We start from the raw sequence: 19,550 nt of genomic DNA on the forward strand, positions 1-19,550 counted from the left end.
GACCGCGCGCCGATCCGAACCCCGGGGACGCCCCTGGGACGCCCCCGGGACGACCTCGGGTCGAGCGATGGCAGGAAAGGTGGGAAGGACGACCTTGCTGCCGTCGGACCCGCACTGCCAGGCTGGGCCCATGCCCACCCGGAACGTCCTCATCGTCCTGTTCGACGAGGTCCAGAGCCTCGACGTCACCGGCCCGCTGGAGGTGTTCAGCGCGGCCCGGACCAGAGGCGCCGTGTCGGGCGGCTACCAGGTGCGTACGGCGAGCCCGGGCGGCCGGCCGATCCGCTCGTCCAGCGGTCTGACGGTGGTGCCCGACGAGGACCTGGACCTGGCCCCGACGCCACACACCCTGCTGGTGCCCGGCGGGCGGGGCACCCGCGGTCCGGCCTCGCCCGACCTGGTCCGGCGGATCGCCGAACTCGGCGCCGGGGCCGAGCGGGTGGTGTCCGTCTGCACCGGCGCCTTCCTGCTCGCCGAGGCCGGACTGCTCGACGGGCACCGGGCGACCACCCACTGGGCGTACTGCGACACCTTCGCCCGCCGCTTCCCCGCCGTCCGGCTCGACCCGGAGCCGATCTTCGTCCGGGACGGCCGGGTCTCCACCTCGGCGGGCGTCACCGCGGGGATCGACCTGGCCCTCGCCCTGGTGGAGGAGGACTTCGGCCGGGCACCGGCCCTCGCCATCGCCCGGCACCTGGTGATGTACCTGCGCCGGCCGGGCGGCCAGGCCCAGTTCAGTACGCACCTCGCCGGACAGCTCGCCGAACGGCACCCGCTGCGCGAGGTCCAGCGGTGGATCGGCGAGAACCCGGCCGCCGACCTCTCGGTGAACGCGCTGGCCACGCGGGCGGCGCTGTCACCGCGGCAGTTCGCCCGGGCGTTCACCGCCGAGGTCGGGGTGCCGCCGGGGCGGTACGTGGACGGGGTGCGGCTGGAGACGGCCCGCCGGCTGCTGGAGGAGACCGGGCAGGGGGTCGAGGAGATCGGGCGGGCCGCCGGGTACGGCTCCACCGAGGCGATGCGGCGCGCGTTCGTCCGCGGGCTCGGGATCCCGCCTTCCGAGTACCGGCGGCGCTTCCGACCGCCGACGCCGCTGAGGCTGGTCGGCTGAGGCTGGTCCGCTGAGCCTGGGCATGAACGTTCACGCCCTCGTGAATGCTTGCTATCCAGCGATCATTCACCTCTCCAAAACTATTCACCAATTCGTGAATGCTCTGCCGCCCCCACACGTTCACGCAGACGTGAACATTCATGACTTCGCACATGTCAACCACTACGCGAACGGTCACGCCCATGAAGATCGCGATCCTGCTCTACGACGGCTTCACCGCTCTCGACGCCGTCGGCCCGTACGAGGTGCTGTCCCGCCTGCCCGGCGCGGAGCTGACGTTCACCGCCGCCCGTAGCGGGCCGGTCCGGTCCGACACCGGCTTCCTCTCCCTGGTAGCCGAGGCCCCGCTCGCCGAGGTCCGCGCGGCCGACATCCTGCTCCTGCCGGGTGGCCCCGGCCAGGCCGCGCTGATGGCGGACGAGCCCCTGCTCGACTGGATCCGCACCCTCGACGCGACAACCACCTGGACCACCTCGGTGTGCACCGGGTCCCTCCTGCTGGCCGCCGCCGGCCTGCTGAAGGGCAGGACCGCCGCCTCGCACTGGCTGGCGCTCGACCAACTTCCCACGTTCGGAGCAACCCCCTCCAGCGATCGCGTGGTCATCGACGGCAAGTACGCGACCTCCGCCGGGGTGTCCGCCGGGATCGACCTCGCCCTGTCGCTGGCCGGCCGGATCGCCGGCGACCAGACCGCGCAGGCGATCCAGCTGCTCACCGAGTACGCCCCCGAACCGCCCTACCGCGCGGGCACCCCGGCGACGGCGCCCGCCGAACTGGTCGCGGCCCTGCGCAGGCGGGCACCGGAGTTCCTCACCTCCTGACCCCACCCCTCGCCACTCTCCCCCGTCCCACCCGGTCGCCCCCGCCCGGTCGCCCCCGCCCGGTCGCCCGCCTCGCCCGGTCCCGGCGGGGGAGAGCGACACTGGATGCATGGGCGAGACACAGGGCAGGAGCAGCGGGGACATCTTCACCCCGCCGGTCGTGGTGCGCCCACCCACCCGGGGCGCCCGACCGTACCGGCGGGTGGAGATCTACGGGCGGACGGTCGGCAAGGCCTTCGCCGCGGCGGACGTGGCGGAGTTCATCCGGCGGGCCGGCGTCGAGGAGCCCGACCTGTCCGACCCCGAGCTGGTCGGGTGGCGCGGGGGCGATCAGACGGTGTGGTCCGCCGAGCACGGCCCGGCGGAGCACGGTCCCGCCGGGCACGGTCCGGCCGCGCCCGCCCCACCCGGCACCGGGCCCGGCGAGGCGGCAGAGCCCGAGGACGACAGCGCCGCCGCGAGCTGATCCCGCACCGCGAGCCGCCGGCACACCGCACACAGCACCCCGATCGCACCCCCGCCACGACGGCGCGCTCAACCATCCAGGGCAATCCGTTCCCCCCATGCGCTGACGATGCCGCGCCTGGAGTGGCCGAGCGAGGACTCCCGGGAGGTAGTGGAGAAAACGACCACCCGCCCGAGGAGCAGCGCATGCGCCTGACCCACCTGGCAGCCACCGTCTCGATGGCCGTGCTGCTGACAGCCGCCGTGGTCAGCTGCGCGAACGAGTGGCGCCCACTGCCCGCCACCGCCCCGGCCCCCACCGTCACGGCGACCGTCACCGCGACCGCCACCCCACCCCCCGCCCCGGCGGCCGCGCCCGCCGTACCTGCCGCACCCGCCACCCCGGGCGCCCCGGGCGCCCCGTCCGCCCCGTCCGCCCCGGGGGCCTCCCCCGCGAGCCCCGCAGCCACCGGCACCCCCGCCCCGGGCGCCTCCCCCGCAGACCCGGCCGCCCCCGCCGCGCCCAGCCCGGCCGCCACCCCCGCCCCGGGCACCGCTCCCACCCCCGCCCCGGGCGCCGACCCGGGCGCCGCCGTCGCCGTGGCGAGCGCCGACCCGCTCGGCCCGGTGCTGGTCGACGCCCAGGGCCGCACCCTCTACGTCTTCGAGGGCGACACCACCACCATGTCCACCTGCTACGAGGCCTGCGCCGCCGCACTCCCCCCGCTGACCACCAAGGGCGTCCCGGTGGCCGGCCAGGGCGCCGACGAGGGGCTGCTCGGCACCACCGTCCGCGCCGACGGCACCATCCAGGTGCTCTACAACGGCCGCCCGCTCTACCTCTGCGCCGAGGACACCGCGGCCGGCGAGGCGCTCGGCCACGACCTCACCCGTTTCGGGGGCCTCTGGTACGCCGCGGACGCCTCCGGCCACCCGGTCAAGACCCCGGCACAGGCCGTGGACAGCACCAACTGACAGGTTTCCCGTGCCGCCCCGCCGGATCCTGCAGGGCATCAACCATCGACCGGATCCTGTATAAATCCGTGCCGTCACCGCACGGCGCCCCGGCCGGAACCCCACCGTCGGGCCACATGGCTATGCACGACCGCGCGAACCGATACCACTTCACACGTATTCTCAAATATTCCTCAAATCTCGAGCACGACCGCGCTGACCTGCACAGATGCACGTGCAGCAACCATTTGTGCAGCACCGGTGAAATCGCCCCCTTGAATGTAACTATTCGGCTTCGCGTCTGTTGTGCGGCGACGTCGTCGCCCTAGCCTTGGGCAACTCTCAGCCTCCACCTGCCATTCACCGAGAGGTTCCCCTCCCCATGGCTTCTGTCGACCAGCTCGCCCAGTCCGCCCCTCCGACCGGTTCGCCAGGTCGCAGCCGTTCGCTGCGCCGCGAGGTCGGGCTGATCGGCCTGCTCTGGGCCTCCGTCGGCTCGATCATCGGCTCCGGCTGGCTGTACGGCGCGAAGAACGCCGTCATGGTCGCCGGCCCGGCGGCGCTCGTCTCCTGGGGCATCGGGGCGGTCGCGATCGTCCTGCTCGCGTTCGTGCACGCCGAGCTCGGCGGCATGTTCCCGGTCGCCGGCGGCACCGCCCGCTACCCGCACTACGCCTTCGGCGGCCTGGCCGGCATGTCGTTCGGCTGGTTCTCGTGGCTGCAGGCCGCGACGGTCGCGCCGATCGAGGTCGAGGCCATGATCGGCTACGCCGGTCACTGGGAGTTCGCCAAGGGCTTCCTCAACGACAACGGCACCCTCACCACCAGCGGTTTCGTGGTCGCGGTGTTCCTGATGGGCGTCTTCGTCGCGGTCAACTTCCTCGGCGTCCGGGTGCTGTCGCACACCAACAGCGCGGCCACCTGGCTGAAGATCTTCGTCCCGCTGTTCGCCATCTTCGTGCTGGCCGTGAGCAACTTCCACGGCGGCAACTTCACCTCGCACGGCTTCGCCCCGTTCGGCACCAAGGGCATCCTGGCCGCGATCAGCACCAGCGGCATCATCTTCGCCCTGCTCGGCTTCGAGCAGGCGATCCAGCTGGCCGGTGAGAGCAAGAACCCCAAGCGCGACATCCCCCGCGCGGTGCTCGGCTCGGTCGCCATCGGCACGCTGATCTACGTCCTGCTGCAGGTCGTCTTCATCGCCGCGCTGCCCGCCGCCTCCTTCGCCAACGGCTGGGAGAACCTCGACTTCCCCGGCATCAGCGGCCCGTTCGCCGGCCTCGCCACCACCGTGGGCCTGGGCTGGCTGGCCTGGGTGCTGTACTTCGACGCCATCGTCTCCCCGGGCGGCACCGGCCTGATCTACACCACCTCCACCTCCCGGATCTCCTACGGCCTCAGCAAGAACGGCTACGCCCCGCAGCTCTTCGAGCGGGTCGACCGCCGCGGCGTGCCGTGGTTCGGTCTCACCATCTCCTTCCTGACCGGCGTGATCTGCTTCCTCCCGTTCCCGAGCTGGCAGGAGCTGGTCGGCTTCATCACCTCCGCCTCGGTGCTGATGTACGCCGGCGCCCCGATGGCCTTCGGCGCGCTGCGTCGCCGCCTGCCGAACCGTGAGCGCTCGTACCGCCTGCCCGGCGGCGCCGTGATCGCCCCGCTGTCCTTCGCGGTCGCCAGCCTGATCATCTACTGGACCGGCTGGCACACCCTGGCCCGCCTCGGCATCGCGATCGTGCTCGGCTACGTGCTGCTCGGCTCCTACGCCGCCTACGCGACCCGCAAGGGCCTGCCGAACGCGCCCAAGCTGGACTGGCGCGCCGCCCAGTGGCTGCCGGTCTACCTGCTGGGCCTCGGCCTGATCTCCTGGCAGGGCAGCTTCGGCGACGGCCAGGGCAACCTGCCGATGTGGTGGGACATGGGCGTGGTCGCGGTCTTCGCTACCGGCATCTACGCCTGGGCCACCCGGGTCGCGCTCCCCGCTCACCTGATCGAGCAGATGATCGAGGACGTCGAGGTGGTCGACGAGGGCGGTCACTGACCCCTCCCCGATCCCCGAACCCAGCAGAGCCCGGCCGGTGCCCACCGGCCGGGCTCTGCGGTTGTGGGGCACGGCGGGCGGTGTTCCAGTGGGACACGGCCGCAGCGGAGCGCCCGCTGCCCGCCCGCAGGTACGCCCGGTGCCGCGGAACCGCCAGGAGGCCTCGCCGCCATGTCCGAAGCACACGTCCCGTACACCACCAACAACGCCGGTGTCCCGGTCGAGAGCGACTCGGATTCGCTCACCGCCGGCCCGGTCGGCCCGATCCTGCTGCACGACCACTACCTGATCGAGAAGATGGCCCAGTTCAACCGGGAGCGGGTCCCCGAGCGGGTGGTGCACGCCAAGGGGGGCGGCGCCTACGGCGTCTTCCAGGTCACCCAGGACGTCAGCCGGTACACCAGGGCCGACCTCTTCCAGCCGGGCAAGCGGACCGAGATGCTGGCCCGCTTCTCCACCGTCGCCGGTGAGCTCGGCACCCCCGACAGCTGGCGCGATCCGCGCGGGTTCGCGCTGAAGTTCTACACCGAACAGGGCAACTACGACCTGGTCGGCAACAACACCCCGGTCTTCTTCGTCCGGGACCCGATCAAGTTCCAGGACTTCATCCGCTCGCAGAAGCGACGCCCCGACACCCACCTGCGCGACCACGACATGCAGTGGGACTTCTGGACCCTGTCGCCCGAGTCGGCGCACATGGTCACCTGGCTGATGGGCGACCGCGGCATCCCGAGGTCCTGGCGCCACATGAACGGGTACGGCTCGCACACCTACCAGTGGGTCAACGCCGCCGGCGAGCGGTTCTGGGTGAAGTACCACTTCAAGACCGACCAGGGCATCGAGTTCCTCACCCAGGCCGAGGCCGACCGGCTGGCCGGCGAGGACCCGGACGCGCACCTGCGCGACCTGTACGACGCGATCGTCGCCGGCGACCACCCCTCCTGGACGCTGTACGTCCAGGTGATGCCCTTCGACGACGCCTGGGACTACCGCTTCAACCCGTTCGACCTGACCAAGGTGTGGCCGCACGGCGACCACCCGCTGATCGAGGTCGGCCGGATGACGCTCAACCGCAACCCGGACAACTACCACGTGCACATCGAGCAGGCGGCCTTCGAGCCGTCCAACCTGGTGCCCGGCATCGGGGTCTCGCCCGACAAGATGCTGCTCGGCCGGATCTTCTCCTACCCCGACACCCACCGGTACCGGATCGGCCCCAACTACGCCCAGCTGCCGCCCAACCGCGCGCACGTGCCGGTGCACTCGTACGCCAAGGACGGGCCGATGCGGTTCGACGCCGCCCGGGCCGAGGTGCCGTACGCACCCAACTCCTACGGCGGGCCGGCCGCCCGGCCGGAGCTGTGGGGCGCGCCGCTGGGCTGGGACGTGGCGGGGAGGATGGTCCGCGAGGCGTACCCGCTGCACCGGGAGGACGACGACTGGGGCCAGGCGGGCACCATGGTCCGGCAGGTACTGGACGACGCCGCGCGCGAGCGGCTGGTCTCCAACATCAGCGGCCACCTGCTGAAGGGGGTCTCGGCACCGGTCCTGGCCCGGGCGGTCCGGTACTGGCGCAACGTCGACCAGGCCCTGGGCGACCGGATCGCCGCCGAGGTCGACGGCGGCCGGGCGGCAGACGGACGCTAGCCGGGGGTGAGGGCGGACGGCAGCAGCCGGGGGTGAGGGCGGCGGGCGGCCGCGCGGCTCCGGTCGGCGGAGCCGGGGAGGCCGCCCTCACCGCCCCGGACGACCCCGGCTGCCGTGGCCGTTGACAGGCGGACGCCTCGCAGGGATTCTAAGCAAGCGCTTAGTCATCGAGTCCCACCCAGGCGAGGAGCCCATGAGCGACGCACCGGACGCCTCCGACGTCCCCGACGACCTGCCCGGTCTCGATCTCCCGCGCCTGCGGGAGCGGATCGACCGCGAGCTGCCCGGGCTGCTGACCGGGCCGCTGCGGGCCCGGCTGTTCGAGGGCGGCAAGTCCAACCTGACCTACCTGCTGACCGACGGCACCGGCCGCTGGGTGCTGCGGCGCCCCCCGCTCGGCCACGTGCTGGCCACCGCGCACGACATGGCCCGCGAGTTCCGGGTGCTCGGCGCGCTGCACCCGACCGGGGTGCCGGTGCCGCGGCCGCTGCTGCTGATCGAGGACGAGGCGGTGACCGGCGCCCCGTGCTACCTGATGGAGTGCGCGCCGGGCACCGTCTACCGGGACACCGAGCAGTTCGCCGGGCTCGGCGAGGAGCGGGTGCACCGGCTCGGCCTGCACCTGGTGGACACCCTGGTGGAGCTGCACGCGCTGGACCCGCAGCGCATCGGCCTGGGCGACTTCGGCCGCCCGGAGGGCTTCCTGGAGCGGCAGTTGGGCCGCTGGGGCAAGCAGCTGGCCGCCTCCCGCAGCCGGGAGGTGGCCGGGATCGACGAACTCCAGGCCCACCTGTCGGCCACCCTCCCGCCGTCACCGGCGCCCGCGCTGGTGCACGGCGACTACCGGCTGGACAACGTGCTGGTCGACGCCGCGGACGAGATCACCGCCGTGCTGGACTGGGAGATGTCCACGGTCGGCGACCCGCTGACCGACCTCGGCCTGCTGGTGATGTACGTCGAACTGGCCCGCCGCTTCGACGGCGTGCTGCCCGGCGCGGTGCTCGCCCCGGGGTTCCCCGCCACCGAGGAGCTGATCGGCCGGTACGCCGAACGCTCCGGCCGGGACGTCGGCGCCCTCGGCTGGTACGTCGGGTTCGCCTCCTTCAAGCTCGCCGTCGTACTGGAGGGCATCCACTACCGCTGGACCAAGGGCGGCACGGTCGGCCCCGGCTTCGACCGGGTCGGTGAACTGGTGCCCGCCTTCGTGCGGTTCGGCCTCGCCTCGCTCAAGCAGAAGGAGCACTGACCGTGGACTTCTCCTACGACGCCCGCACCGAGGAGCTGCGCGGTGAGCTGCTCGCCTTCATGGCGGAGCACGTGTACCCGGCCGAGCCGGTGCTGACCGCCCAACTCGCGGACCCCGCCAGGGAAGCCTGGACGGTGCCGCCCGTGGTGGCGGAGCTCCAGGCGGCGGCCAGGGCGCGCGGGCTGTGGAACCTCTTCCTCCCGGGCAGCCTCGGCGCCGGCCTCACCAACCTGCAGTACGCGCCGCTGGCCGAGATCACCGGTCGCTCGGTCCTGCTGGCCCCCACCGCGCTGAACTGCGCCGCACCGGACACCGGGAACATGGAGCTGCTCGCCGAGTTCGGCGACGAGGCGCAGCGCAAGCAGTGGCTGGAGCCGCTGCTGGCCGGCGAGATCCGGTCGGCCTTCGCGATGACCGAGCCGGAGGTGGCCTCCTCGGACGCCACCAACATCACCACCCGGATCGCCCGGGACGGCGACGACTACCTGGTGAACGGCCGCAAGTTCTACATCACCGGTGCGATGAACCCGAACTGCCGGATCTTCATCGTGATGGGCAAGACCGACCCGGGCGCGGACCCGCGCCGGCAGCAGAGCATGATCCTGGTGCCGCGGGACACCCCGGGGGTCACCGTCCGGCGCGGGATGACGGTCTTCGGGTACCGCGACGAGGACCACGGCGGGCACGCCGAGGTGCTGTTCGAGAACGTCCGGGTGCCGGCCGGCAACCTGATCGGCGCCGAGGGGTCGGGCTTCGCGATCGCCCAGGCCCGGCTCGGCCCGGGTCGGATCCACCACTGCATGCGCGCGCTCGGGATCGCCGAGCGGGCACTGGAGTTGATGTGCGACCGGGTCACCGAGCGGGTGGCGTTCGGCAAGCCGCTGGCCGAGCAGGGCGTGGTGCAGGACTGGATCGCTCAGTCCCGGGTACGGATCGAGCAGGCCAGGCTGCTGGTGCTGAAGACCGCCTGGCTGATGGACACCGTCGGCAACCGCGGCGCGCACACCGAGATCCAGGCCATCAAGATCGCCGTCCCGGCGGCGGTGGAGTGGATCCTCGACAAGGCCGTCCAGGCGCACGGCGCGGCCGGGGTCGGCCAGGACACCCCGCTCGCCCACCTGTGGGCCGGTATCCGGACGCTGCGGCTGGCCGACGGCCCGGACGAGGTGCACAAGCGGTCGCTGGCCCGGCGTGAGCTGAAGCGCCGGCAGCACGGGGAGGCCTGACATGGAGTCCGAACTGCGCGAGCGGATCCGGCGGTTGCTCACCGAGCACGACCCGGCCGCTGCCCATCCCGGAGAGTTCCTGCGGGCCCGCTTCGACGCCGGCCTGGCCTGGGTGCACTTCCCGCCCGGGCTCGGCGGCCTCGGCGCACCGCGCGCCCTGCAGTCCGTGGTGGACGCCGAGTTGGCGGCGGCCGGGGCGCCGGACAACGACCCGCGCCGGATCGGCATCGGCCTCGGCATGGCCGCGCCCACCATCCTGCGCTACGGCAGCGAGGAGCAGAAGCAGCGCTTCCTGCGGCCGCTGTGGACCGGCGAGGAGGTCTGGTGCCAGCTGTTCTCCGAGCCCGGCGCCGGCTCCGACCTGGCCGCACTGGCCACCCGGGCGGTCCGCGAGGGCGACGGCTGGCGGGTGGACGGCCAGAAGGTGTGGACCTCCAGCGCGCACACCGCCCGCTGGGCCATCCTGATCGCCCGGACCGATCCCGACCTGCCCAAGCACCGCGGGATCAGCTACTTCGTCTGCGACATGACCGACCCCGGGGTGGAGGTCCGCCCGCTGCGGCAGATCACCGGCGAGGCGGAGTTCAACGAGGTCTTCCTGACCGGTGTGCGGATCCCCGACGCGCACCGGCTCGGCGCGGTCGGCGAGGGCTGGCAGGTCGCCCGGACCACGCTGGACAACGAGCGGGTGGCGATCGGCGGCCAGGCGATGCCGCGCGAGGGCGGGATGGCCGGCGTGGTGGCCGCGACCTGGCGGGAGCGGCCCGAACTGCGCACCCACGAGCTGCACCAGCGGCTGCTGAAGGCCTGGGCCGGCGCCGAGGTTGCCCGCCTCGCCGGGGAGCGGCTGCGCCAGCAGCTCGCCGTCGGGCAGCCGGGGCCGGAGGGCGCCGCGATGAAGCTGGCCTTCGCCGGGCTCGCCCAGGAGTTGAGCGCCTTGGAGGTCGAACTGCTGGGCGAGGAGGGCCTCGGCTACGACGACTGGACACTGCGCCGCCCGGAGCTGGTCGACTTCACCGGTCGCGAGGCCGGCTACCGGTACCTGCGGGCCAAGGGCAACTCGATCGAGGGCGGCACCTCGGAGATCCTGCGCACCATCATCGCCGAGCGGGTGCTCGGCCTGCCGGCCGAGCCCCGGACCGACAAGGACACGCCCTGGAAGGAGCTGCCGCGATGAGCGCGCCCGATCTGCTCTACTCCGAGGTCGAGGAGGAACTCCGTTCCAGCGTACGGGCGTTGCTCGGCGACCGCTGCCCGCCCTCGGCCGTCCTGGCGCGCTGCGAGGGCCCGGAGCCGTACGACCCGGCGCTGTGGCGCACGCTGGCGGCGGAGCTCGGGGTCGCGGGGCTGCACGTGCCCGAGGAGTACGGCGGCGCGGGCGCGAGCCTGCGGGAGACCGCGGTGGTGCTGGAGGAGCTGGGCCGGCGGGTGGCCCCGGTGCCGTTCCTGGGCAGCGCCGTGCTGGCCGGGACGCTGCTGCTGGCGGCCTGCCCGCAGGACGCGCTGCTGGCCGAGGTGGCGGGCGGCACGCTGACCGCGACCGTCGCCGTGCCGCTGTCCGCCGCGCCGGGCGCCGCCTTCCCGGCGACCGTCCGGGCGGACGCCCGCGGCGTGCTCCGCGGCCGGGTCACCTCGGTGGCCGACGCGCTGACGGCCGGCCTGTTGCTGGTGCCGGCCGAGGGCCCGGACGGCCCGGCGCTGTACGCGGTGCGGGCCGGGGCGCCGGGTCTGGGCCTGGCCCGGCGGACCTCGCTGGACCTGACCAGGCCGCTGGCGGACGTCACGCTGGACGAGGCGCCCGGGCGGCTGCTCGCCACGGGCGGGCCGGCCGTGGCGGCGCTGCGGCAGGCGCTGCTGACCGGGGCCGGCCTGCTCGCCTCGGAGCAGCTGGGGCTGGCCGAGTGGTGCCTGGCCACGACGGTGGAGTACCTGAAGGAGCGCCGGCAGTTCGGCCGCCGGCTGGGCTCGTTCCAGGCGCTCAAGCACCGGCTGGCGGAGCTCTGGCTGGAGACGGTCGGGGCCCGGGCGGCGGCGCGGTACGCGGCGGACACGCTGGCGACCGGCGGTCCGGACGCGGCGGTCGCGGTCGCGCTCGCCCAGGCGCACTGCGGGGCGCTGGCGGTGCGGGCGGCGGAGGAGTGCGTCCAGCTGCACGGCGGGATCGGGATGACCTGGGAGCACCCGGCGCACCTGTACCTCAAGCGCGCCAAGGCGGACCAGATCGCGCTGGGCACCCCCGGGTACCACCGCAACGCGCTGGCCGCGCTGGTCGACCTGCCGGGGCCGGTGGGCTGAACGCACCACAGGAGGGGGCCACCGCCGGCGGCGGTGGCCCCCTCCCTGGTGCCCGTCAGGGCAGGACGGCGATCCGGCCGGTGCTGACGCCGTCGGCGACCTTCTGGACGCCCTCGGCGGCGCGGTCGAACGCCAGCCGCTCGCTGACCAGCGGGCGCACCACGCCCTTGGCGGCCAGCTCGGTCAGCTCCCGGTGGGCCTGCCGGACGGCCTGCGGGTCGCGGGTGTTGTAGAGCCCCCAGTGCAGGCCGAGGACGGAGTAGTTCTTGACCAGCGCGTGGTTGAGACCGGGCGCCGGGATGGTGCCGCTGGCGAAGCCGACCACCAGGATCCGCCCCTCGAAGGCCACGCACTTGGTGGAGCCGGTGTACGCCTCGCCGCCGACCGGGTCGAAGACCACGTCGGCCCCCTGCCCGCCGGTGGCCGCCCGGACGGCCGCGGCGAAGTCCTCCGCGTGCCGGTCGATCACCAGGTCGGCGCCCAACTCCCGGGCCACCGAGGCCTTCTCGGCCCCGCCGACGACCCCGATCACGCGCGCCCCGGCGGCCTTTCCGAGCTGGACGGCGGCGCTGCCGACCCCGCCCGCGGCGGCGTGCACCAGCAGCGTCTCGCCGGCTGCCAGCCGGGCCCGGCGGTGCAGGCCGAACCAGGCCGTCTGGTAGCCGATGTGCAGCGCCGCGGCCTGCGCGTCGTCCAGCGCCTCGGGGGCCGGGAAGACGCTCGCGGCGTCCATCAGGGCGTACTCGGCGAAGGCCCCGGCGGGCAGCAGCGGGGTGCCGATCACCCTGGCACCGGCCCGGTCGCCGCCGACCAGCTCGCCGCAGAGCTCCACCCCGGGGGTGAACGGCAGGGGCGGGCGCACCTGGTAGTGGCCCCGGCACATCAGCGCGTCCGGGAAGTTGACCGCGGCGGCCCGGACCCGGACCAGGACCTGCCCCTCCCCCGGTGTCGGCTCGGGCACGTCCTGCGCCAGGCGCATCACCTCGGCGGGCTCGCCGAGCGCGCCGACCTGCCAGGCCCTCATCGCGCCGCCCCTTCCTCGAGCCCCTGCTGGAGCCGGTTCATCCCGGCCAGCCAGCGGTCGGGGGTGGTGGCGCGGGCCGCGTAGTAGTCCGCCACCACGGTGTGCGGGAGGATCAGGAACTCCTCGGCCTCGATCGCCCGCAGCGCCTCCTCGGCCACCTCGGCGGGCTCGATCGCGGTGGGTGCGAGCAGGGCCTGCCCGATTTCGCCGGTGGAGGTCAGCATGTCGGTCCGCACGCCCTGCGGGCAGAGCGCGTGCACCCGCACGCCGCGGTGCCGGTACGTGGCGGACAGCCACTCGGCGAAGGCCAGCGCGCCGTGCTTGCTGACCGCGTAGGGCGCCGACCCGAGCATGGTGAGCAGGCCCGCGGCCGAGACGGTGGCCAGGAAGCGGCCCTCGCCGCGCTCCAGCCACTGCGGCAGCAGCTGCTCGGCGGCCCGGACGTGCGCCATCACATTGACCTCCCAGGCCTGCGACCAGGCCTCGGGGGCGGCGTCCGCCCCGCCTTTGGGGGCCACCCCGGCGTTGGCGCAGTACACGTCGACGCCGCCGAGCTCGCGGTCGGCGGTGGCGAGCAGGTCGGCGACGCCCTCGGCGGAGGCGGCGTCGCCGGGCGCGGCGAGGCCGCCGATCCGGGCGGCGACCGCCCGGGCCGCCCCGGCGTCGAGGTCGTTGACCACCACCCGGTCGCCGCGGGCGGCGAAGGCGGCGGCCAGCGCCTCGCCGATGCCCCGGCCGGCGCCGGTGACGACCACCCGGCGGCCGGTCACAGGCCACCGCCCAGGGTCACGCCGCCGTCGACGACCAGGGTCTGGCCGGTGATCCAGGCCGCGTCGGCGGAGAGCAGGAAGGCGACCGCCCCGGCGACGTCCTCGGGCACCCCCAGCCGGCCGAGCGGGTAGGCCCGGATCACCTTGTCCTCGCGGCCCTCGTACAGCGCCTCGGCGAACTGGGTCTTGACGATGGCGGGGGCTACCGCGTTGACCCGGATGTCGGGGCCGAGTTCGGCGGCCAGCTCGACGGTGAGCCGGATCAGGGCGGCCTTGCTGACGCCGTACATGCCGATGCCGCGCGAGGCGCGCAGGCCCGCGATCGAGGAGACGTTGACCACCGCGCCGCCGTGCTCGCCCATCCAGGCCGCGTGGGCGAGCCTGGTCCAGGCCAGCGGGGCCAGCACGTTGACGGCCATGATCTTGGCCGCGGCGACCGGGTCGGTGTCCAGCATCGGCCCGTACACCGGGTTGATGCCGGTGTTGTTCACCAGCAGGTCGAGCCGGCCGAAGGCCTCCATGGTGCGGGCCACCGCCTCCTCCTGGTGGGCCGTGTCGTCGGACTTGCCGGCCACCGCGATGGCGTGGTCGGCGCCGCCGAGGTCACGGACGGCATCGTCCAGCGGCTCGGCGTTGCGGGCCGTGATGCAGACCCGGGCGCCGCGCTGGACGAGCTCACGGGCGATGCCGAGGCCGATGCCCCGGCTGGCTCCGGTGACCACGGCCACCTGGCCCTTGAGGGAGGAGGTCATCGCCGTACCTTTCGAGAGGGTGACTAAGCGCTTGCTCAGCATCTTGGCGTGGGGCCACACTGTCAACAGGCCGAGCCGCCCGGCCCGTGATCCCTCTGCGAGGATTGAGCCCATGAGTGACCGAGCAACCGCCGACCTGTGGCCCGGCGAAGGCACCGAGGCCCCCCGGCGGCTGCTGCTGGCGGCCGTGGACTCCTTCGCCCGACGCGGCTACCACGCCACCACCACCCGCGACATCGCGACCGCCGCCGGGATGAGCCCGGCCGCGCTGTACATCCACTACCCGTCCAAGGCCGCCCTGCTCGCCGAGATCAGCCGGACCGGGCACCAGGCCACCCTCGACCTGGTCGAGCAGGCCGAGGCCGCCAGCACCGATCCGGTGCGGCAGATGCGCGTGCTGGTGGAGGAGTTCACCAGCTGGCACGCGCGCGGTCACACGGTCGGCCGGATCGTCAACAACGAGCTGCACGCGCTGCCGGAGGAGACCTTCGCGGCCGTGGCGGAGCTCCGGATCCGGATCGAGGAAACGGTTCGCCGGATCATCGAGCGCGGGGTGGCCGCGGGCGTCTTCGAGGTGCCCGACCCGCGCACCGCCGCCCGCGCCGTCACCTCGCTGGGCATCGACGTCTCCCGCTGGTACACCGAGCGCAGCAGCGAGCCGCCCGAGGAGCTGGGCCGCCGCTACGGGGTGCTGGTGCTGCGGATGCTCGGGGCCGACGCCGCGGCCTGAAGCCCCCGCCCGAACCGGGAGCCCGCCGGAGTACGGTGATCCGATGATGTTCCATGCCGTCGCCGTCGCCCCGGACGTCCAGCTCCGCCCGGTCGCCGAGGGCGACTCCCCGGCGCTGCTCCGGGCCTACCTGCGCAACCGTGAGCACCTGCGCCGCTGGGACCCACGACGGGACGAGGAGTTCTTCACCCCCGCCGGGCAGGCGGCCCGGCTGTGCGAGCAGCTGGAGCAGCGCGAGGCCGGGCGGCAGGCGCCGTACGTCCTGGTCGGCGGCGGCGAGATCGTCGGCACGGTCACGCTCTCCCACGTGGTGCGCGGCCCGCTGCACAGTGCCAACCTCGGGTACTGGATCGACGCCGGGCACGTCGGCCGGGGCCTGGCCAGCGCGGCGGTGACGCTGGTCTGCCGGGCCGCCGACCAGCAGCTCGGGCTGCACCGGCTGGAGGCCGGCGCGGCGACCGACAACCCGGGATCGCAGAAGGTGCTCCTCAAGAGCGGCTTCCAGGTGATCGGCACCGCGCCGAAGCTGCTGCTGATCGACGGGCAGTGGCGGGACCACGTGCTGTTCCAGAAGATCCTCAACGACCGCCACCCCGGCTGAGTCCGGCGCCGCCCGGCATCAACCGATCGGTTGACGGCCCTCCACCGCGGCCGCCGCAGATGTGGCCGACCGGTCGATGAGGCCGGGCGCTCCCCCGCGGGAGGCTCGTAGCACGGCAGGGAGCCGGGCGGACGAGAACAGCGGGGGGTGGTGGCCGTGGCGGTCATCGAGGTGTCCCAACTACGCAAGGCCTACCGGGGGCGCGGCGTGCTGGACGGCGTCGACCTGACGGTCGGCGAGGGCGAGATCTTCGGCCTGCTCGGCGCCAACGGCGCGGGCAAGACCACCACCGTCGAGTGCTGCGAGGGCCTGCGCCGGGCCGACTCCGGCACCGTCCGGGTGCTCGGCCTCGACCCGGTCCGCCAGGCGCACGAGCTGCGCGCCCGGATCGGGGTCCAGCTCCAGGAGACCCGGCTGCAGGACGCCCTGCGGGTCGGCGAGGCCTTGGAGCTCTACGCCTCCTTCTACCCCCGGCCACGCGATCCGGCCGACCTGGCCACGCAGTGGGGTCTGGGCGGGCTGCGCAGGACCGCCTTCGGCAAGCTCTCCGGCGGTCAGCGGCAGCGGCTGTTCATCGCACTCGCCCTGGTCGGCAACCCGCAGGTGGCGTTCCTGGACGAGCTGACCACCGGCCTCGACCCGAAGGCCCGGCGGGAGACCTGGGAGCTGGTCCGCGAGGTCCGCGACAGCGGCGTCACGGTGCTGCTGGTCTCGCACTTCATGGACGAGGTCGAGGCGCTGTGCGACCGCGCCGCGGTGCTGGACGGCGGCCGGATCGTGGCCTCGGGCACCCCGCGGGAGCTGATCGCCCGGGCCGGCGTCGCGGGCACCCTCGGCTTTCGCCCCACCGCCCCGCTGGACCTGGCCGAGCTCGGGCGGCTGCCCGGGGTGACCGGGGTGACCGAGCGGGACGGCCGGGTCGAGGTCACCGGCACCGGCGGGTACGCGGACGAGGTCACCCGGCTGCTGGCCGGCCGCGGGATCGTCGTCACCGGCCTGCGGATCCACGAGCGCAGCCTGGAGGACGCCTTCGTCACGCTGACCGGCCGCCCGGACCGCGCCGAGCAGCCCGACCGTGCCGCCCGCACCAGCCGCACCGACCGCCCGGCGGTCGCCGACCCCGACCGCACCGCCGCCCGGAGGACCCGATGAGCACCACCGCCCACGCCCTGCGCCGCCTGGCCACCGTCGAGGCCCGGCTGTTCCTGCGCGATCCGGCCACCGCCTTCTTCAGCCTGGCCTTCCCGGTCGTCCTGATGGCTGTGCTCGGCGCGATCCCGGCCCTGCGCCGCGCCTCGGCCGACCTGCACGGGCTGAGCACCGTTCAGCTGTACGCGCCGATCCTGGCCGTCTTCAGCCTGCTCACGCTGGCCATGAACGGTCTGCCGCCCGTCCTGGCGGGCTACCGCGAACGGGGGGTGCTGCGCCGGCTGTCCGCCGGGCCCGTCCGGCCGGCGCTGGTGCTCGCCGCGCTGCTGCCGCTGTACCTGGCGGTGGCGGTGGTCTCGCTGCTGTTGGTGACGGCGGTCGGGCTGGTCTGCGGGGTACCGCTGCCGCGTCAGCCGCTCGGATTCCTGCTGGCGTTCGTGCTCGCCGCCTGCGCGCTGTTCGCGATGGGGCTGCTGGTCGCGGCCGTGGCCCCGTCCGGCAAGGCCGGCAACGCCATCGGCGCGGCGCTGTTCTTCCCGATGATGTTCTTCTCCGGCATCTGGATCCCGCGCGACCTGACCCCCGAACTGCTGCGCCGGATCGGCGACCTCACCCCCAGCGGCGCGGCCGTCCAGGCCTTGCAGGACACCTGGACCGGCCACCTCCCGCACGGGGTGGACCTGGTCACACTGGCGCTGTTCGCGCTCGGCTGCGGCGCCGCCGCTGCCAAGCTGTTCCGGTGGGAATGATCAAGCGCCCGGTCGGGCCGGAGCCGACCGCGACCGACCCCTCGGGGGAGGCCGCCCTCGGCCGTCGGCAGCACCGCCTGGACCGGGCGCTCGCCCCGCTCGCCTACGTCGCGCTGCTGGTCTCGCTGGCGCTGGCGCTGGTGGTCCCGGTGCCGACGGCCCGACCGGCGGCGCTCACCATCTCGGTGGCCGGGGCCGCCGCGGCCTGGCTGCTGCTGCGCGACGGGCTCGACCGGCTCCCCGCGGCCCGCCGCCGGGCCTGGCACGGGCCGGCGCACTTCACCGTGCTGGTGGCGCTGAACCTGCTGCTGGTGCTCTGCAACCCGTACTTCGGGTTCTTCGCCTTCTCCGGCTACCTGCACGCCGTGCAGCACCTGCGGGCGGGCGCGGCCCGGGTGGCGGGGGTCGCGGTGGCCGCGCTGCCGGGGTCGCTGGCCCAGACCGGCGGGGTGCCACCGGGCAGTTGGCGGGAGCTGGGCAGCCTGCTGGCGGTGCTGGCCTTCAACCTGGTGGTGGCCGGGGTGATCGTCGCGCTGAACTCGGCCACCGACCGGCTGAGCCTGAGCCGCAAGGCCGCCAACGCCGAACTCGCCGAGGCCAACCGCCGGTTGACCGCCCTGCTGGCGGAGAACGCCGGCCTGCAGGCCCAACTGGTCGCCCAGGCCCGGGAGGCCGGGGTGACCGAGGAACGGCAGCGGCTGGCCCGGGAGATCCACGACACCGTCGCCCAGGGGCTGGCCGGCATCGTCACCCAGCTCCAGGCCGCCGAGGGGGCCCGCGAGCAGAGCTCCCCAGCCGTGGACGTCCGGCGGCACCTGGACAACGCCGCCCGGCTCGCCCGCGACAGCCTCGACCAGGCCCGGCGCGCCGTGCACGCGCTGCGCCCGCCGGAGCTGGAGCGGGCCGCGCTGCCCGGCGCGCTGGCCGAGGCGGTGGCGCAGTGGCAGGCGCTCAACCGGCCGGCCGCCCGGCTCACCGTCACCGGGGACGCCCGGCCGCTGCACCCGCAGGTGGAGGTCACCCTGCTGCGCGCGGCCCAGGAGTCCCTCACCAACGTGGCCAAGCACGCGGGCGCGTCCCGGGTCGGGGTCACCCTGTCCTACCTGCCCGACCAGGTCACCCTGGACGTGCGGGACGACGGCGCCGGGGTGGACGGGGCGCGGGCCGAGGTCTCCCGCGCCGAGGGCGGCGGCTACGGGCTCGCGGCGATGCGCCGGCGCGCCCAGGACCTCGGCGGGCACGTCGGGTTGGAGACGGAACCGGGCCTCGGCACCACCGTGTCGGTGACCGTCCCGGCGATCGGCAGGGAGAGCTGATGACGGAGCTGATGACGGACGGGGACCAGCCGATCAGGCTGCTCATCGTGGACGACCACCCGGTGGTCAGGGACGGGCTGCGCGGCATGTTCGCCACCGCCGCCGGCTTCGAGGTGGTCGGCGAGGCCGGGGACGGCGCCGAGGCGCTGGTGCTGGCCGGGGCGCTGCGCCCGGACGTGGTGCTGATGGACCTGCGGATGCCGCGGATGGACGGCGTCTCGGCGATCCGCGCGATGGCCGAACGCGGCTTGCCCGCCAAGGTGCTGGTGCTCACCACCTACGACACCGACGCCGACGTGCTGCCTGCGGTACGGGCCGGGGCCACCGGGTACCTGCTCAAGGACGCCGCCCGCGAGGAGCTGTTCCACGCGGTCCGCTCGGCCGCGCGCGGGGCCTCGGTGATCTCCCCGACGGTGGCCGCCAAGCTGCTCGGCCAGGTCCGCGCCCCGGCGCAGGAGGTGCTCAGCGCACGCGAGTTGGAGGTGCTGCAACTGATCGCCGGCGGCGCCGGCAACCGCGAGGCGGCGGCCAGGCTGTTCATCAGCGAGGCCACCGTCAAGACCCACCTGCTGCACATCTACGCCAAGCTGGCGGCCAAGGACCGCGCCTCCGCGGTCGCGGCCGGCTACGAGCTCGGCCTGCTGGTGCCGGGCGGCGACCGGCCGAGCTGACCGGCC

Annotated in this window: 19 protein-coding genes; 16 read left to right on the top strand and 3 right to left on the bottom strand. The window is 74.2% G+C overall.

Annotated elements, in window-relative coordinates:
* Nucleotides 1-130 precede the first annotated feature (130 nt).
* The 10 genes from AB0K43_RS08620 to AB0K43_RS08665 all read left to right on the top strand — a co-directional run bounded on the left by AB0K43_RS08620 (nt 131) and on the right by AB0K43_RS08665 (nt 11,782).
* On the top strand, nt 131-1,111 hold the full coding sequence (locus tag AB0K43_RS08620) for a GlxA family transcriptional regulator (protein ID WP_363637241.1): 981 nt from the start codon (nt 131-133) through the stop codon (nt 1,109-1,111).
* 182 nt (nt 1,112-1,293) lie between these two features.
* Nucleotides 1,294-1,932 (top strand): DJ-1/PfpI family protein, encoded by a 639-nt coding sequence (locus AB0K43_RS08625; RefSeq protein WP_363637243.1) that lies wholly within the window; start codon nt 1,294-1,296, stop codon nt 1,930-1,932.
* 109 nt (nt 1,933-2,041) lie between these two features.
* Entirely contained in the window at nt 2,042-2,398 is a 357-nt protein-coding gene (locus tag AB0K43_RS08630; RefSeq protein WP_363637245.1) for a hypothetical protein, read from the top strand.
* A gap of 185 nt (nt 2,399-2,583) precedes the next feature.
* On the top strand, nt 2,584-3,351 hold the full coding sequence (locus AB0K43_RS08635) for a hypothetical protein (RefSeq protein ID WP_363637247.1): 768 nt from the start codon (nt 2,584-2,586) through the stop codon (nt 3,349-3,351).
* A gap of 361 nt (nt 3,352-3,712) precedes the next feature.
* On the top strand, nt 3,713-5,368 hold the full coding sequence (locus AB0K43_RS08640) for an APC family permease (RefSeq protein WP_363637249.1): 1,656 nt from the start codon (nt 3,713-3,715) through the stop codon (nt 5,366-5,368).
* A 171-nt stretch (nt 5,369-5,539) separates the two neighbouring features.
* A complete protein-coding gene (locus AB0K43_RS08645; RefSeq protein WP_363637251.1) occupies nt 5,540-7,015 on the top strand; it encodes a catalase in 1,476 nt (491 codons plus the stop codon).
* Between the two features lie 193 nt (nt 7,016-7,208).
* Nucleotides 7,209-8,261 carry a phosphotransferase family protein gene (locus AB0K43_RS08650; RefSeq protein WP_363637253.1) on the top strand — a complete coding sequence of 351 codons (1,053 nt, stop codon included), beginning with the start codon at nt 7,209-7,211 and terminating at the stop codon, nt 8,259-8,261.
* Between the two features lie 2 nt (nt 8,262-8,263).
* Nucleotides 8,264-9,487, top strand: coding sequence for an acyl-CoA dehydrogenase family protein (locus tag AB0K43_RS08655; protein WP_363637255.1), 1,224 nt, complete (start codon nt 8,264-8,266; stop codon nt 9,485-9,487).
* A 1-nt stretch (nt 9,488) separates the two neighbouring features.
* The gene (locus tag AB0K43_RS08660; RefSeq protein WP_363637257.1) at nt 9,489-10,664 is read left to right on the top strand and encodes an acyl-CoA dehydrogenase family protein; all 1,176 of its coding nucleotides are present in this window, start codon (nt 9,489-9,491) and stop codon (nt 10,662-10,664) included.
* On the top strand, nt 10,661-11,782 hold the full coding sequence (locus AB0K43_RS08665; protein ID WP_363637259.1) for an acyl-CoA dehydrogenase family protein: 1,122 nt from the start codon (nt 10,661-10,663) through the stop codon (nt 11,780-11,782). Before AB0K43_RS08660 ends, AB0K43_RS08665 begins: the two co-directional genes overlap by 4 nt.
* A gap of 55 nt (nt 11,783-11,837) precedes the next feature.
* On the opposite strand, the gene AB0K43_RS08670 is transcribed toward AB0K43_RS08665, so the two are convergent.
* The 3 genes from AB0K43_RS08670 to AB0K43_RS08680 are packed head-to-tail and all read right to left on the bottom strand — an operon-like array spanning nt 11,838 to nt 14,328.
* Nucleotides 11,838-12,806, bottom strand: a complete 969-nt coding sequence (locus AB0K43_RS08670) for an NADPH:quinone oxidoreductase family protein (RefSeq protein WP_363637261.1) — start codon at nt 12,804-12,806, stop codon at nt 11,838-11,840.
* Nucleotides 12,803-13,576 carry an SDR family oxidoreductase gene (locus AB0K43_RS08675; RefSeq protein WP_363637263.1) on the bottom strand — a complete coding sequence of 258 codons (774 nt, stop codon included), beginning with the start codon at nt 13,574-13,576 and terminating at the stop codon, nt 12,803-12,805. Before AB0K43_RS08675 ends, AB0K43_RS08670 begins: the two co-directional genes overlap by 4 nt.
* Nucleotides 13,573-14,328: an SDR family oxidoreductase gene (locus tag AB0K43_RS08680; RefSeq protein ID WP_363637265.1), complete on the bottom strand. Its 756-nt coding sequence runs from the start codon at nt 14,326-14,328 to the stop codon at nt 13,573-13,575. The genes AB0K43_RS08675 and AB0K43_RS08680 overlap by 4 nt, the downstream gene beginning before the upstream one ends.
* 112 nt (nt 14,329-14,440) lie before the next feature.
* On the opposite strand from AB0K43_RS08680, the gene AB0K43_RS08685 reads away from it, so the two are divergent.
* The 6 genes from AB0K43_RS08685 to AB0K43_RS08710 all read left to right on the top strand — a co-directional run bounded on the left by AB0K43_RS08685 (nt 14,441) and on the right by AB0K43_RS08710 (nt 19,544).
* The gene (locus AB0K43_RS08685; protein ID WP_363637267.1) at nt 14,441-15,058 is read left to right on the top strand and encodes a TetR/AcrR family transcriptional regulator; all 618 of its coding nucleotides are present in this window, start codon (nt 14,441-14,443) and stop codon (nt 15,056-15,058) included.
* Nucleotides 15,059-15,101: 43 nt separating this feature from the next.
* On the top strand, nt 15,102-15,659 hold the full coding sequence (locus AB0K43_RS08690; protein ID WP_363637269.1) for a GNAT family protein: 558 nt from the start codon (nt 15,102-15,104) through the stop codon (nt 15,657-15,659).
* 156 nt (nt 15,660-15,815) lie between these two features.
* Nucleotides 15,816-16,811, top strand: coding sequence for an ABC transporter ATP-binding protein (locus AB0K43_RS08695; protein ID WP_363637271.1), 996 nt, complete (start codon nt 15,816-15,818; stop codon nt 16,809-16,811).
* Entirely contained in the window at nt 16,808-17,557 is a 750-nt protein-coding gene (locus tag AB0K43_RS08700) for an ABC transporter permease (protein ID WP_363637272.1), read from the top strand. Before AB0K43_RS08695 ends, AB0K43_RS08700 begins: the two co-directional genes overlap by 4 nt.
* On the top strand, nt 17,554-18,873 hold the full coding sequence (locus AB0K43_RS08705; protein ID WP_363637526.1) for a sensor histidine kinase: 1,320 nt from the start codon (nt 17,554-17,556) through the stop codon (nt 18,871-18,873). Before AB0K43_RS08700 ends, AB0K43_RS08705 begins: the two co-directional genes overlap by 4 nt.
* Complete coding sequence (locus tag AB0K43_RS08710; protein ID WP_363637273.1) at nt 18,873-19,544, top strand: response regulator transcription factor; 672 nt, start codon at nt 18,873-18,875, stop codon at nt 19,542-19,544. Before AB0K43_RS08705 ends, AB0K43_RS08710 begins: the two co-directional genes overlap by 1 nt.
* Nucleotides 19,545-19,550 lie beyond the last annotated feature (6 nt).

It is taken from the genome of Kitasatospora sp. NPDC049258, assembly GCF_040678895.1.
Taxonomy (GTDB): domain Bacteria; phylum Actinomycetota; class Actinomycetes; order Streptomycetales; family Streptomycetaceae; genus Kitasatospora.